13 protein-coding genes are annotated in these 14,672 nt (G+C 37.6%); 7 read left to right on the forward strand and 6 right to left on the reverse strand.

What is annotated here, in order from left to right; genetic code table 11:
• Positions 1–16: 16 nt before the first annotated feature.
• Genes CEF16_RS00845 through glgB form a run of 4 tightly spaced genes read right to left on the reverse strand, consistent with a single transcriptional unit; the run spans position 17 to position 5,645 of the window.
• Positions 17–1,423, reverse strand: coding sequence for a glycogen synthase (locus CEF16_RS00845; RefSeq protein WP_091586879.1), 1,407 nt, complete (start codon positions 1,421–1,423; stop codon positions 17–19).
• A 20-nt stretch (positions 1,424–1,443) separates the two neighbouring features.
• Positions 1,444–2,550: a glucose-1-phosphate adenylyltransferase subunit GlgD gene (glgD, locus tag CEF16_RS00850; protein ID WP_091586880.1), complete on the reverse strand. Its 1,107-nt coding sequence runs from the start codon at positions 2,548–2,550 to the stop codon at positions 1,444–1,446.
• Positions 2,551–2,568: 18 nt separating this feature from the next.
• Positions 2,569–3,723, reverse strand: coding sequence for a glucose-1-phosphate adenylyltransferase (locus tag CEF16_RS00855; RefSeq protein WP_091586881.1), 1,155 nt, complete (start codon positions 3,721–3,723; stop codon positions 2,569–2,571).
• Between the two features lie 20 nt (positions 3,724–3,743).
• Complete coding sequence (gene glgB, locus CEF16_RS00860) at positions 3,744–5,645, reverse strand: 1,4-alpha-glucan branching protein GlgB (protein WP_091586882.1); 1,902 nt, start codon at positions 5,643–5,645, stop codon at positions 3,744–3,746.
• A 503-nt stretch (positions 5,646–6,148) separates the two neighbouring features.
• Here glgB and CEF16_RS00865 point away from each other — a divergent pair.
• Positions 6,149–7,885: a phospho-sugar mutase gene (locus CEF16_RS00865; protein ID WP_091586883.1), complete on the forward strand. Its 1,737-nt coding sequence runs from the start codon at positions 6,149–6,151 to the stop codon at positions 7,883–7,885.
• A 91-nt stretch (positions 7,886–7,976) separates the two neighbouring features.
• Positions 7,977–8,813 (forward strand): arylamine N-acetyltransferase, encoded by an 837-nt coding sequence (locus CEF16_RS00870; protein ID WP_091586884.1) that lies wholly within the window; start codon positions 7,977–7,979, stop codon positions 8,811–8,813.
• Between the two features lie 191 nt (positions 8,814–9,004).
• On the opposite strand, the gene CEF16_RS00875 is transcribed toward CEF16_RS00870, so the two are convergent.
• Positions 9,005–9,277, reverse strand: coding sequence for an acylphosphatase (locus tag CEF16_RS00875; RefSeq protein ID WP_091586885.1), 273 nt, complete (start codon positions 9,275–9,277; stop codon positions 9,005–9,007).
• 147 nt (positions 9,278–9,424) lie between these two features.
• On the opposite strand from CEF16_RS00875, the gene CEF16_RS00880 reads away from it, so the two are divergent.
• From CEF16_RS00880 to CEF16_RS00900, 5 genes are all read left to right on the forward strand, one after another.
• Positions 9,425–10,840, forward strand: coding sequence for a SpoVR family protein (locus tag CEF16_RS00880; RefSeq protein WP_091586886.1), 1,416 nt, complete (start codon positions 9,425–9,427; stop codon positions 10,838–10,840).
• Between the two features lie 141 nt (positions 10,841–10,981).
• A complete protein-coding gene (locus CEF16_RS00885) occupies positions 10,982–11,848 on the forward strand; it encodes a transporter substrate-binding domain-containing protein (protein ID WP_091586887.1) in 867 nt (288 codons plus the stop codon).
• 132 nt (positions 11,849–11,980) lie between these two features.
• Positions 11,981–12,388, forward strand: a complete 408-nt coding sequence (locus CEF16_RS00890) for a hypothetical protein (protein WP_091586888.1) — start codon at positions 11,981–11,983, stop codon at positions 12,386–12,388.
• Entirely contained in the window at positions 12,369–13,028 is a 660-nt protein-coding gene (locus CEF16_RS00895) for an amino acid ABC transporter permease (protein WP_091586889.1), read from the forward strand. Before CEF16_RS00890 ends, CEF16_RS00895 begins: the two co-directional genes overlap by 20 nt.
• A complete protein-coding gene (locus tag CEF16_RS00900) occupies positions 13,025–13,747 on the forward strand; it encodes an amino acid ABC transporter ATP-binding protein (protein ID WP_091586890.1) in 723 nt (240 codons plus the stop codon). The genes CEF16_RS00895 and CEF16_RS00900 overlap by 4 nt, the downstream gene beginning before the upstream one ends.
• Before the next feature lie 45 nt (positions 13,748–13,792).
• Here CEF16_RS00900 and pdxK read toward each other — a convergent pair whose 3' ends face one another.
• Positions 13,793–14,617: a pyridoxine/pyridoxal/pyridoxamine kinase gene (gene pdxK, locus CEF16_RS00905; RefSeq protein WP_091586891.1), complete on the reverse strand. Its 825-nt coding sequence runs from the start codon at positions 14,615–14,617 to the stop codon at positions 13,793–13,795.
• Positions 14,618–14,672 lie beyond the last annotated feature (55 nt).

The following is a 14,672-nucleotide window of genomic DNA, read 5'->3' on the forward strand; positions in this document are numbered from 1 at the left end:
GGTGCATTTAAGAAAATCAAAGCTCTTCATACATGGAAAGGTATTTTTTTGCAGATTGATGCCAGCTGGTAGAGGAGGCGTAAATGTTATTTAAGATGTTATCCCACAGTTCTGGTGTGCGATATATGTTTAATGCATATTGGGTTGCATTAAACATATCGTGGGCATTGAAATTTGTAAATGAAAAACCGTTTCCTTCTTTCGTATATTCATTAAAAGGAACGACAGTGTCCCGCAGTCCTCCTGTTTCACGAACTATTGGCGCTGTTTCATATTGTAAAGCGATTAATTGACCAAGCCCGCACGGTTCAAATCTCGAAGGCATAAGAAAAAAGTCAGCACCAGCATAAATCCTTCGTGCGAGTGCTTCATTAAAAAAATTATAAAAAACAATCTGCTCTTTATGTTTATGTGCGGCCTCTAATAAAGTATCTTCAATAGATCCATCGCCAGTACCTAAAATAATAAGCTGCACATCTTCTTGCAATATTTCATCAAGCATACAGGTGACAAGAGAAAGCCCCTTTTGTTCAACTAGCCTTGAAATAATCCCTATAACAGGAGTTTCTGAAGAAACAGGCAGATTAGCTTCTTTCTGCAAAGCTTTTTTATTTTCTTTTTTGTCCTCTGAAGAATGGTAATAGTTTTTATGCAGGTTTGTATCTGTTTTGGGATTAAATTCAGAAGTATCTATTCCATTTACTACTCCATACAGTTTTTCATGGTGTTCACGCAGGAGAGGATCAAGACCCTCTCCATAATAACTGTATTGTATTTCTTTGGCATAAGAAGGACTCACTGTAGTTAAAAGGTCTGCGTGATAAATTCCAGCTTTCATGCAATTTAGCAATCCATCCCATTCCATTCCAAACATATGCTCAGAACCGATATTTAGCAGCTCATTGAACATATTAGCAGGCATAATACCCTGGTATTGAATATTATGGATAGTAAACACAGATTTAACGCCAGCAATAGGCTGCAAGATTTTCACAAATGCAGGAATTAAACCGGTCTGCCAGTCGTGACTATGAATAATATCTGGGGTAAAAGAAAGAAACGGCAGTGATTCGATAACTGCTCGACTAAAAAAAACAAACCGTTCCCCGTCATCGAAATACCCATAGGTACCTTTTCTGCCGAAGTAGTAGGAATTTTTAATAAAATAATAAGTAATGTTGTTATGACAAAGTTTATACAGAGAAGCTTCTTGATTACGCCAGCCAACAGGAACATTAAACGATGAAACAAGGTCTGTTTCTGATTGGTTAAGTTTTATATCTTCATAGAAAGGCAGTATAACATTGATATTACAATGTTGTTCATTTTGCAGTGCAGCAGGTAAAGAACCGATCACATCGGCCAGCCCTCCGGTTTTTATAAAGGGAGTGCATTCAGAGGCAGTAAATAAGATGTTCAACATAGCTCGCTCCTCTTAAATGATTAAATAGATGATCTCTTAGCAATAGCATAAGGTTGTTCTTTTGCACCAATAAGTGTCCGGGTTTTTGAAACTCTTACGTCTTTATCGATAATGACATCTTCGAGCACTGCTCCTTCTTCAATATGACAGCGCTGCATAATAATTGAATTTTTTATGGAAGCTCCGCTATCTACTTTTACTCCTCGAAATAAAATGCTGTTTTCTACCTCTCCTTTTATCACACATCCATTAGCAATTAAGGAGTTTTTGACTTCGATATGGCTGTTGTATTTAGCCGGAGGTTCATCTTTTACTTTGGTGTATATCAATTGATCGGTAAAAAACAGTTTTCGATAGTTTTCGGAATCTAAAAGTCTCATGTTATGTTTGTAGTAGCTTTCTAATGAATTAATAACCGATGAATAACCAGTATGATGATATGTCTGCACGTGCAGTTTTGAGAGATTGTCTTTAATGCCATCTTGAAAAAGGCTTGTTTTTCCTCGTGAAATGCATTCTTCTACTAAGTCTAAAAATAATTTTTTTCCAATTATATACACACCTGAATATACAGTAGGATTGGTTTTGTCATTCGTAAAAGCACTTACCCAGCCTTGCTCATCGTATTCTACTTTTAAGCAGTGGTTATGTTCATTTTCTAATACAGGAAATGTTTTTGTAATTAAGGTCACATCGGCTTCTGTTTGCAAATGATGGCGAAAAGCTTCACGAACGGAAATATTACTTATGAATTGGCTTCCGCTAATGCAAATATACTGAGGGTTGCCACGTGAAAAGAAATCCCGGTTGTTATGATAATGTTGAAGATCACCCTTAGATACATCACTAGGATCGTTCCAGTCTGGGGGTAAAATAAATAATCCGCCCCTTTTTCGATCAAGGTCCCATTCCGCTCCAGTCCCCAAATGGTCCATAAGCGAACGATATTTATTTCTTGTGAAAACAGCTATTTCTCGAATTCCTGCATTGGACATGTTAGAAAGTGTAAAGTCAATTAATCGGTAGCGTCCTGCAAAGGGCACTGCGGCACCGCATCTAAAATAAGTTAATTCTTGTAAAAAATCATATTCGGCATCAAGATTGACTACTCCCATCATTCCAGTCATATTTGTCCCCTTCCTAAATTAAAGCTGTTTAACATAAGTAAAATTTTCAAAGGAAGTTTCGTTATCTATTACAATTAATTTTTCATCGGCTTCTGGCTTTATTACACATCCATCCGGTAAGATTGTATTTTCTTTTACAATGGCTCGCTCTAATATAACATCCTTACCTACTTTCACTTTTGGCATAATAACAGAATCCGTTATGCATGATCCCATTTTTGTTTCCACACCGTAAAATAAAATGGAACGCTTAATATTCCCGAACACCTGGCATCCTTCATTAATGAGAGAACCTCTTACCGTTGCTTCAGGCCCAATATAATGAGGAGGTTGATTTGGATTTACTGAGTATATGCGCCAATGAGGATCATCAAGGCGAAGACAAGAGTCATCGTCTAACAAATCCATATTAGCTTCCCAATAGCTTTGAATGGTACCGACGTCTTTCCAATAGCCGTGGTATGGAAAAGCGAAAAGGTTACGATTGTCCTCGAGCATCGCAGGGATAATATCCTTTCCAAAATCGTGACTTGAAGCAGGGTTAGATGCATCCTGGACTAAGTATTGTCGTAGAACAGACCAGTTAAAGATGTAAATTCCCATCGAAGCTAAGTTGTTTTTGGCATTGGCTGGTTTTTCTTCGAAGTCCGTAATAGCTAAATGATTATTTGTGTTCATAATGCCAAAACGCGAAGTTTCTTTCCATGGTACTTCTATAACGGAAATAGAAGCTTCGGCTCCTGTTTCTTTGTGAAAATCAAGCATAGCCGAATAGTTCATTTTATAGATGTGATCACCTGAAATAACGAGCACAAATTCTGGATTATACTGATCTAGGAAATGTAAATTTTGAAATATAGCATCTGCGGTACCAGAATACCAGTCTCCGCCATCCTTTACTCGGTATGGAGGTAAAATACTAGTACCCCCATCGGTTCGGTCCATATCCCATGGCTGTCCTATACCCAGATGCCGATTAAGAGCAAGAGGGGCATACTGCGTTAAGACGCCCACTGTATCAATTCCAGAATTCGCACAATTACTTAAGGTGAAATCAATAATCCGGTATTTGCCGCCAAAGTAGACGCCAGGCTTTGCCATATCTTTTGTCAATAGGCCAAGTCTTTTTCCTTCTCCACCGGCTAAAAGCATGCCAACACATTCTTTTTTCATGTATGCGCCTCCTCTATATTTCATTCTTTTTTCACTTTTCTTAAAATACTAATAGCAAAAGGTGGAATTTTTAGTTGTATCGATTGGGCCTGATGGTGCCATGGAATTGGTGTAGAAAACAACACCTCCTCATTTATCTGTCCTGACCCTCCAAATTTACTATAGTCCGAGTTGAAAATTTCCACATAGGATCCGGGTTCCATCACCCCAACCTTAAAATTATACCGAACGACAGGAGTGAAATTGCATATTACAATAAGGAAATCTTCCTTTTTCAACCCGTGACGCATAAAAGCAAGTATACTTTGGTCATTGTTGTCAGCATCAATCCAAGTAAAACCTTCAGGGTCATAATCTTTTTTATATAAACAAGGATATTCTTTATAAAAGTGATTTAATACTTTTACATAGTACTGCATTTGCTCGTGAAGGGGGAATTGAAGAAGTACCCAATCAAGTTCTTCTTTGTCCTTCCATTCATCATATTGGGCTATTTCGCTGCCCATAAACATAAGTTTTTTTCCGGGATGTGTCATCATGTATCCAAATAATAAACGTAGCTGTGCAAACTGCTGCCATTGGTCTCCCGGCATTTTCTGTAAAAGAGACTTTTTCCCATGGACGACCTCATCATGAGAAAAAGGGAGAAGATAATTTTCTGAGTAAGTATACATTAATGAAAAGGTAAGTAATTCGTGGTGATGCTTGCGGTAAATTGGATCTATTTCCATGTATTTGAGGATATCGTTCATCCACCCCATGTTCCATTTAAAATTAAATCCTAAACCGCCATTGTGGACTGGTGCGCTCACAAACGGCCATTCTGAACTTTCTTCTGCCATCATGAGAGCGTGAGGGTAGTAATAAAAAACAGTTTCATTTAACTTTTTAAATAACGCAATTGCTTCAAGGTTTTCCTCTCCGCCGTAAGAATTAAAGACGGGTTCTTCATTATTATGCTTATCAAAATTTAAATACAGCATACTGGCTACAGCATCTATGCGCAGTCCGTCTACATGAAATTCTTCAAACCAAAAGATTGCGTTGGAAATTAAAAAACTTTGGACTTCTGGCCGGCCGAAATCAAATGTCAATGTTCCCCATGAGGTTTTTTCTGCTTTTCGCTGATCATAGTATTCGTATAAAGGTTTTCCATCAAATAACCTTAGGCCATGGTCATCTTTGCAAAAATGACCGGGAACCCAATCCATAATTACTCCTATGTTATTTTGGTGGCAAGTATTGACAAAATATTTAAAATCATCTGGAGTACCATATCTGCTGGTGATAGAAAAATAACCTGTGATTTGATAACCCCAAGAACCATCAAAAGGATGCTCTGAAAGCGGGAGAAGTTCAATATGGGTATAACCAAGTTCCTTTACATAAGGCACCAAAAGATCGGCTAACTCTTTATAGGAATAAAAGGTACCATCTTCCTTTTTTTTCCATGTGCCTGCGTGAAGTTCATAAATAAGAAGAGGGGAATGATAAGGATTATAATGTTTTTGGTTTTTCTGCCAATTATCATCTGTCCATTGATAATCGTTGTGGCTGTAAGTAATAGATGCGGTAGCAGGACGGACTTCTGCTTGAAAGCCATAAGGATCTGATTTAAGAATTTTTGATCCTCCAGCTGTTAAAATTTCATATTTGTAAGCAGTTCCATTTTTTATGTCAGGAATAAAACCTGCCCACAATCCTTCGTCGCTTACTTTTTTTAAAGGATGTTCAGATCCATTCCAGTAGTTAAATTCCCCTGCAACACTCACATTTTCAGCATGTGGAGCCCACACTGTAAAACGGTAGCCATACTTCCCGTCCAGCTTGAATGGATGAGCTCCAAGAAGATGATGACTATGAAACAGCGTGCCTTGGTGAAATAAATAAATATCATCTTCAAAAAATTGGTAAATTCCCATTATCCGCCCCCAAAAAAAGAAATAAATTAAGATATTATAATTGTTGACAGTGATAAATTTCTCCAAAGAAAAAAGAAACCCTTCAATTTTTTAAAAAATAATGGAAATTAATTAAACTAAGACTTTTACGCTAAATTCATAGAAACATTTCATAATTTATGGGCAACTAGTTTCAAAGTACAATTAAGACTGCAAATTTTTTAGGCGAAAAATAAAATCAAAGGAGAAAATTGTATTTAGGTTACGGGAAATTATCTCATTGGAGATATGTGGGAAAAGAATTGAAGCGCGATCTCCTTAGAGTTAAAGCCCCTTTATGATGCATATTTCAGTAGAAGGCGCCTGAAAAAAGGGAAAATAATTGCTTTCTCCTGAAAACGAAAAGGCGTGGCAGAACTCCTAATATTTTATTATACTTGATACAAAATAGGAAACTGCTATGAAGCTTGTTTTTCTATTTTAGTAAGACACGGGTGAGGAAAACGATTAAAGGAGTGGTGCTGATGGAATGGAGAAAACACTGGGAACGTTGGAAAAAGAATATTTGGCTTGATCAAGAATTAAAAAAGCAGCTCGAACAGATAAGTATGGATGAAAAACAGCTTGAGGACAGCTTTTATAAATATTTAGAATTTGGTACAGGTGGAATGCGCGGGGAAATTGGACCAGGCACTAATCGTATGAATAAATTTACGATTAGAAGAGCGGCAGAAGGACTCGCAAGGTTTATAGAAGAGCATGGAGAACAAGCAAAATCTCGTGGGGTGGTTATTGCATTTGATTCAAGGTATCATTCGAAAGAGTTTGCTTTAGAAACAGCTTTTACCCTTGGGGCTCACAAGATACAAACATACATATTTCAAGAACTGCGCCCAACGCCTGAACTTTCTTATGCAGTACGAAAATTAAAGGCGTTTGCAGGCGTAGTAATAACTGCCAGCCATAATCCCCCTGAATATAATGGTTTTAAAATTTACGGCGATGATGGCGGCCAATTCCCGCCTGAACCTGCAAAAGCAATTATAGAGAAAGTAGAGCAAGTAGAAGATGAGTTGTTAGTAGAAGCGGCTGAAGAAAATGAAATGAAGGCGTCAAGACTTCTCAAAGTAATAGGGGAAGAAATAGATGAAGCTTATAATGATGAACTGCAAACCATAAGTGTTAATCCTGAACTGATCCAAGAAAAAGGAGAACAGGTTTCTATTGTTTTTACTCCTCTTCACGGTACTGCCAACATTCCTGTATCTAGAGTGTTAGAAACGAGCGGCTTTAGCAATGTTCATATTGTGAAAGAACAAGCGCTTCCTGACCCAGAATTTTCTACCATTAAAAGTCCCAACCCAGAAGAAAAGGCTGCGTTTGAACTAGCTATTAATGAAGGAATCAAGCACGATGCAGATGTGTTAATTGCAACAGATCCAGATGCAGACCGGGTTGGGGTTGCAGTAAAAGGTGCAGATACTCATTATCAGCTGCTTACCGGAAATCAAACAGGTGCATTGTTGTTAGAATACTTACTTTCAGAACGTAAAAAGAAGGGTTTTATTCCGGATAATGGAGTGATGCTGAAAACAATTGTGACTTCGGAAATTGGCCGTGTTATTGCAGAAAATTATGGTTTGAAAGTTATGGACACTCTGACTGGATTCAAATTTATTGGAGAAAAAATTAAACAATTTGAAAAAGATGGAACATATGATTTTCAGTTTGGATATGAAGAATCCTATGGATACTTAATTGGCGACTTTGTACGCGATAAAGATGCTGTACAAGCAGCATTATTAGCTGCAGAAATGACGCTATGGTACAAAGACCAGGGTAAAACTCTTTATGACGGACTCATCGATATCTATGAAAAATACGGATACTATCTTGAAGATTTAGACTCTTTAACGTTAAAAGGAAAAGAGGGTGCCGAAAAAATTTATCGTCTGCTAAAAGACTTCCGCTTAAATCCCCCGACTTCTATAAGTGGTAAATCCATTACAATAATAGAAGATTACCAAACTTCTGAGCGTTCATTTATAAAAGGCGGTAAAAAAGAAAAGATCGAATTACCGGTGTCCAACGTGTTAAAATACATTAGAGAAGATGGAGCTTGGTTTTGTATCCGCCCATCAGGAACAGAGCCCAAAGTAAAATTTTATTTTGGGGTGACAGAAAAGAATATGGAGAGTGCTGAAGAGCATTTACTTCAATTAAAAATGGACGTCATGGCAAAAGTGAACCAGTATATTTAAAAATATGGGATGCGCTCCGGCGAACTTTTCGTCCGGAGCGTTGATATTCTTTGAGTAATAATAAGATTTTTTATTTAAAGGGGTTTGAAATATGAACACCTGGATAAGCGACTACTTGCAGACGCTAAAACTTAAACAAGAAACTCCTTCACGAAAGTATTTAAAAAAAATTATACGAGCGCATGTTCGGACATTTCCCTTCGAAAATGTTAGTAAACTGTTAATGCATCAGCAATATAAAGGTTCAGCTCCTATACCTTCCATTGAAAAATTTTTAGAAGATCATTGGAAATATCATACAGGAGGTACCTGTTTTGCCTTAAACTCATGTTTATTTGACTTATTAAAGTCCCTTGGTTTTAAAGGACATCTCATTAGACCAGGAGAAGAACACATGGCTATTATTCTTCACGACCCTGAAACTAATGGGAGACTTTTATATGTAGATGTAGGAACGACTGCACCATTATTTGATCCGATACCGTTTCATGGAAGAAAGCATTCAATACCTCCATTTGCAGGTGAGAAACTGTTGTTTTTACCTGGTGAAGAATTTGGAGAATATACTTACATAAGAGTTAGAGGAGATCAAATCACGGATAAGAAATGGACTTTCTCCGTTTTTGATCAAATGAAGCTGGAAGATTTTGAACCTTGGGTAACATTAACGTTTAAAAAAGAAGCTCTGTTCATGAATGTTTTGCGCTGTCAGCTGTGGCAGCCAGAAAAAAGAAGAGGTCTTTCGCTTGTTAATAGAAAATTTACAATCCGTAACGGTAATGGGGGAGTACTAACTAAAATACTTCCGAATCGGAATACCCTTCAACAAGTATTGATGGATGAATTCAAAATGCCTAAACTGCCTGTGACAGAAGCGCTTGATATTCTCTCAGATAAAGGTGTAGATATATTTTCAGAGAATCCATAAAACGGAAGGAAGCATTTTGTTATACTGTTAAGAATAAGAATAATTGGTAATAAGCAAAACGGCGGCGTTCAACGTTCAGAACGTTTGAATGCCGCCGTTTCCCTAGGATTTTCCGTTTATAGGCACATGAAGGCAAAGCAAGTCCGCCATTTGAACGAGGTGACCAGCGAAGTTTTTATAATAAAGTGTTTTTAATACTTCACTTCAAAGGTTCCTTTATGTTGGACAGCATCTATTTCGCTTATGTCTAAATTTTGAACTTTCGAAAATTTGCTGCCCTCTGCTATAGAATCCAAGAAATGTCCCATTTTTTTTTCAGTACCCTCTGCTTCTATCTCCACTGTACCATTTGCTTTATTTCTCACCCACCCTTTAATTCCTAATTTACGCGCTTCGGCTAGGGTAAAATTTCTAAAGCCGACACCTTGAACTTTACCATGGACAACAATATGTTGTTTAATCATCTTTTATCCACCTCCATTACAGTTTATTCCTTCTTTAAATATACAACAAACTAAGAGTCTATCTCTATCAAAAGGAATGTACTAATTGTTCATTGTTGCCTTCTCTTTTCATATAGTAAAGGTAAGAAGAGTGGAGGAGGGAATATTGTGAATACTCATGAAGAAAAGGAGTTAAAAAGGTCGATCGATGAAATAACTGAAATAGCCGAAGGCTTTGGTTTAGATTTTTATCCCATGCGCTATGAAATTTGTCCAGCTGATATTATTTATACATTTGGAGCGTACGGTATGCCAACCCGATATTCTCATTGGAGTTTTGGAAAACAGTTCCACAAAATGAAGCTGCATTACGACTTAGGTTTAAGCAAGATATATGAGTTAGTAATTAATTCAAACCCATGTTATGCGTTTTTATTAGACAGTAATTCCTTAATTCAGAACAAGTTAATTGTGGCGCACGTGCTTGCTCATTGTGACTTTTTTAAAAATAATGTCCGGTTTTCAAACACAAGAAAAGATATGGTGGAAAGTATGGCAGCAGCTGCAGAGAGAATATCACACTACGAAATGGTCCATGGAAAAGATGAAGTAGAACAGTTTTTAGATGCCGTTCTTGCTGTACAAGAACACATTGATCCTAGTCTTGTTCGTCCAAAGCTCGATTGGACCATTGAAACCGAAGAGGAAGAAGAACCATCCTTCAATGAGAAGCCAGGTCCGTATGAAGATTTATGGAGATTAGACGAAAAGGACAAAGCAGTCCCGAAAAAAAGAAAAAAGAAAGCTTTCCCGCCTCGGCCGGAAAAAGATTTATTATTGTTTATTGAAGAATACAGCAGAGATCTGGAAAGCTGGCAGAGGGATATTTTAACTATGATGCGTGAAGAGATGTTATATTTTTGGCCGCAGTTAGAAACTAAAATTATGAATGAGGGATGGGCGTCTTATTGGCACGCGAGAATATTAAGAGAAATGAATCTTAGCACAGAAGAAAGTGTAGAATTTGCAAAGTTAAATGCTAGCGTCATACAACCTTCTAAAACGACAATTAATCCTTACCATTTAGGGCTTAAAATATTTGAAGATATTGAAGAACGCTACAATCATCCAGGTGAAAGGCTTCAAGAACTTGGTGTTGAACCTGGCAGCGGCAGAGAAAAACTGTTTGAAGTACGAGAGCTTGAGTCCGACACGTCTTTCATTAGGAATTACGTAACTAAAGAGTTAGTTCAGAAAGAAGATATGTATTTATTTCAGAAACAAGGCAGAGATTATACCATTGTGGATAAAGAATGGCAAAACGTCCGGGATCAAATTATTCGTTCAAGAGTAAATGGCGGATTTCCTTATTTAACAGTTACAGACGGAGACTATGCAAAAGCTGGAGAGCTTTATATTACACATCATTTCGAAGAAGAAGAATTAGATATAAAGTACTTGGAAAAGACCCTTCCTTATCTGTACCGGCTTTGGGGAAGAACGGTGCATCTAGAAACAGTAGTGGATGGGAAAAAAGTAAAATTCAGCTACAATGGCAGTAAAGTTAATCGTAAGACATTGTAAGAGGAATGCTAGAAAAATATAAACCAATTTTCATTAATATCTCAAAATTTCCAATTTAGAAATTTTTGTGTTATACTTTTCCAAATACTCCCGGCATTATTCATGAATGCCGGGTTCTATATAATAAAAGGGGGATTTGTCATGAAAAAATTTTTTATGTTTTCTCTCCTTGCTATGTTTTTGTTTATCATAGCAGCTTGCGGAGCTGAAAATAATCTGGAGGAAGAGACCGCTGGAGAAGAGGAAGCTGCCGAAGAGACAGAAAACGGGGCTGGAAATGAAGAAGAGGCTGAAGAAGCTGCGGAGGATGAAGAGAAGCCTACATATTCTGTAGCAACAGATAATAACTATGTGCCTTTTGAGTTCATTGATCAAGAAACCGATAAACTAATTGGATTTGATATTGATTTAATAAATGCAATAGCTGATGAAGCAGGGTTTGATATAGAAATTGAACAAATGGAGTTTTCTGGAATAGTTTCTGCTATTCCTTCCGGCCGTTTTGATATAGGAATTGCTGGAATGACGATTACAGAAGAGCGCGAAGAAAATATTGACTTTTCTCAGCCTTACTATGACGCTGGTTTAATTTTAGCCGTACTAGATGGTAATGAGGAGATTTCTTCGATAGACGATGTGGACGGCATGACAGTCGCAACACGTGTCGGCTCAACCAGTGAAGATTATCTCCAAGAAAATACTGACGCAAATGTTGAAGCGTTCCCTGAAATTACAGAAGCATATCGAAGTGTACTTACCGAACGGACAGATGCAGTGTTGTATGATAAACCAAATGTTGAATATTATGCAGAGACAGAAGCAGGAGGAGAGCTTGTTACTGTTGGTGACCTATTACAAGGTGAACAATATGGCATAGCCTTCCCGAAAGACTCTGAACTTCGCGATGAAGTAGACGAAGCTATTGACTCGTTAAAGGAAAGCGGAAAATTTGATGAAATTTATACAAAGTGGTTTGGCGAGGCTCCAGATGATAGTGAGGAAGAATAAAAAATTGGAAAAAAAGCGTGACATTTTGATATTGTCACGCTTTAACTTTGCACTGTTAGGAGAATTTTTAGGCTCTATAGTAAATGTTGTGGTGTCTCCTTTGAAATCAGAGAAAACGCGGCGCATGGACAAATGGTGAAATTACTGCAAAATAGGGGGCATGCGGACATCGGCAATTTACTGCAAAGCGAACAATATCCACCGCTTAGACACGTAATAGCAGAATTCATGTCTATTAAACCTTCTATATCCCTGTTTTACAAGATACAGCCGAACAAATGTCCGACCTATGCTGCACGACCACTGATCAACTTTTGGGACAAACCTTTATCAGGAATAATTCTTCCACATCATTTAACAGAGGGCCAAATTTATCGGGAACAGGTTGTTCGTGAACTTAACAGAAGTTCCTTAGATCTGTCGCCAAAAACACCACACCCTGTGGTTCTGGTGATATTAGCACGTCCTACTGTGGTTTTTAGCGTTTTTCTAATGTTTATTGCAGGGGGAGAGGAAACAAATGTATGTATTTACAACTAATCATTATATAGAAATTTTGCCAAATTTATGGTCCGGATTCCTGTTTACCCTTTTAATAACGATAACTGGTGTAGCCATTGGTTTTGTTCTTGGAGCTATATTTGGTTTAATGAGGCTATCTAAAGTTAAAATAGTTTATGGTATTGCAACGATTTACGTTGAACTAGTACGGGGAACACCGCTTTTAGTTCAAATATTTTTTATATATTTTGGGCTTTCAGATTTTATGAACATAAACCTGGATAAATTAACGGCATCCATTATAGCAATTGCTGCTAATGCTGGAGCTTATATAGCTGAAATTGTCAGAGGAGCCGTTCAATCCGTTGATAAAGGTCAAACAGAAGCAGGTAGATCACTTGGGTTATCATCGCGCCAAACTATGCTTTATATTATTTGGCCGCAAGCATTAAGACGAATGATTCCGCCGCTTGGAAATCAATTTATTATTAGTCTTAAAGATACTTCATTATTTTCAGCAATTGCAGTTACAGATCTAATGTATGAGGGACGCCAATATGCAAGCTCTACATTTGCTGATTTTGAGTCTTACATAATGGTAGCTATTTTTTATTTAGTAATTACCATACCTTCTATGCTCATTTTGCGTCAGTACGAACGGAGGTTTGAAAGAGAATGATACAAGTAAAAGATCTGCATAAGTCTTTTGGAGAGACAGAAGTACTGAAAGGTTTAACTACAGAAATCAAAGAAAAAGAAGTGGTGTGTGTTATTGGTCCTTCTGGCTCTGGGAAGAGTACTTTTTTACGCTGTTTAAATATGTTAGAAGAAATTACAGACGGGCATGTTGTAATTGATGGCAGTGATTTAACGGACCCAGCTACTGACATCAATAAGGTACGTTCTGAGGTAGGTATGGTTTTTCAGCATTTTAACTTATTTCCCCATTTAACTGTAGTAGAAAATATTATTTTAGCACCACTAAAAGTAAAAAAGATTACTAAAACGGAAGCAGAAGAAACTGCTTTACCGTTATTAGATAAAGTAGGTTTAAAAGATAAGGCTCATGTTTACCCTAACAGCTTATCTGGTGGACAAAAACAGCGAGTGGCTATTGCTAGGGCACTAGCAATGAACCCTAAAGTGATGCTGTTTGATGAGCCAACTTCGGCTTTGGACCCAGAGTTAGTTGGAGATGTACTGGCTGTTATGAAGGATTTAGCTGAAGAAGGAATGACAATGGTAGTAGTTACACATGAAATGGGGTTCGCTAAAGAAGCAGGGGATCGTGTATTCTTCATTGATGAAGGCGTATTTATGGAAGAAGGACCGCCGTCACAGCTATTTGATAACCCGCAAAACCCAAGAACCCAATCTTTTTTAAGTAAAGTATTATAATTAACCAGCCCCTGGAGTCCAATTCTTCAGGGGCTGCAGTTTATATTAGCGTTCTTTTTTCGCCGATTGGTAACGGTAGGCTGTATGGTTGACAGGTCCAATATATTGATTAAGAGGGAAGGAATCTGTAATAGCAGCAGTGATAAACTGTTTAGCGGTTTCAATTGCTTCTCTTACTGGTTTTCCATGAGCTAATTCTGCAGTAATCGCAGCCGAATAGGTACAACCTGCACCGTGAGTGTATTCTGTATGAATTTTTGGTGACTCAATATACTCAAAACTTTTTCCGTCATACAAAACATCGATGGATTGATCCTCGCCTGTTTCGCCTCCCCCTTTTATAATAACAAAAGAAGGTCCTTGCTCATAAATGGTTACTGCTGCTTTTTTCATTTCTTCTACGCTTTGGACAGCATCCATGTCAGCAATCTGAGAAGCTTCAAAAAGGTTAGGGGTTACTACTAAAGCTTTTGGTACAAGGACTTCTCGTAAATGTTGATCCACTTCAGGATTAAGGGCTTCATCAGCTCCTTTACAGACCATTACAGGATCCACAACTAGTTTTTCAATATGATATTGATCCACCTTATTGGCTACCAATTCTATTGTTTCTATTGACCCAAGCATACCGGTTTTAGCAGCATCCACTCCGACACCAGCTAAAACGGTTTCTAGTTGTGCTTCAATAACAGAACGTTCTTGGGGAAAGACAGCATGATGCCAATCTTGATGAGGATCTTGTGCAACAATGGTGGTCAAAGAGGTCATGCCATAAACCCCGAGTTCTTGAAAAGTTTTTAAATCAGCTTGAATTCCAGCTCCCCCGCTAGTATCAGACCCAGCAATAGTAAGGACTTTTTTTAAAGACATGAACATTCACCTCGCTTTAATATCAATGATTTCGTATAATTTATATTCCACAAAT

The sequence above is a fragment of the Alteribacillus bidgolensis genome, assembly GCF_002886255.1.
Classification (GTDB): Bacteria; Bacillota; Bacilli; order Bacillales; family Marinococcaceae; genus Alteribacillus; species Alteribacillus bidgolensis.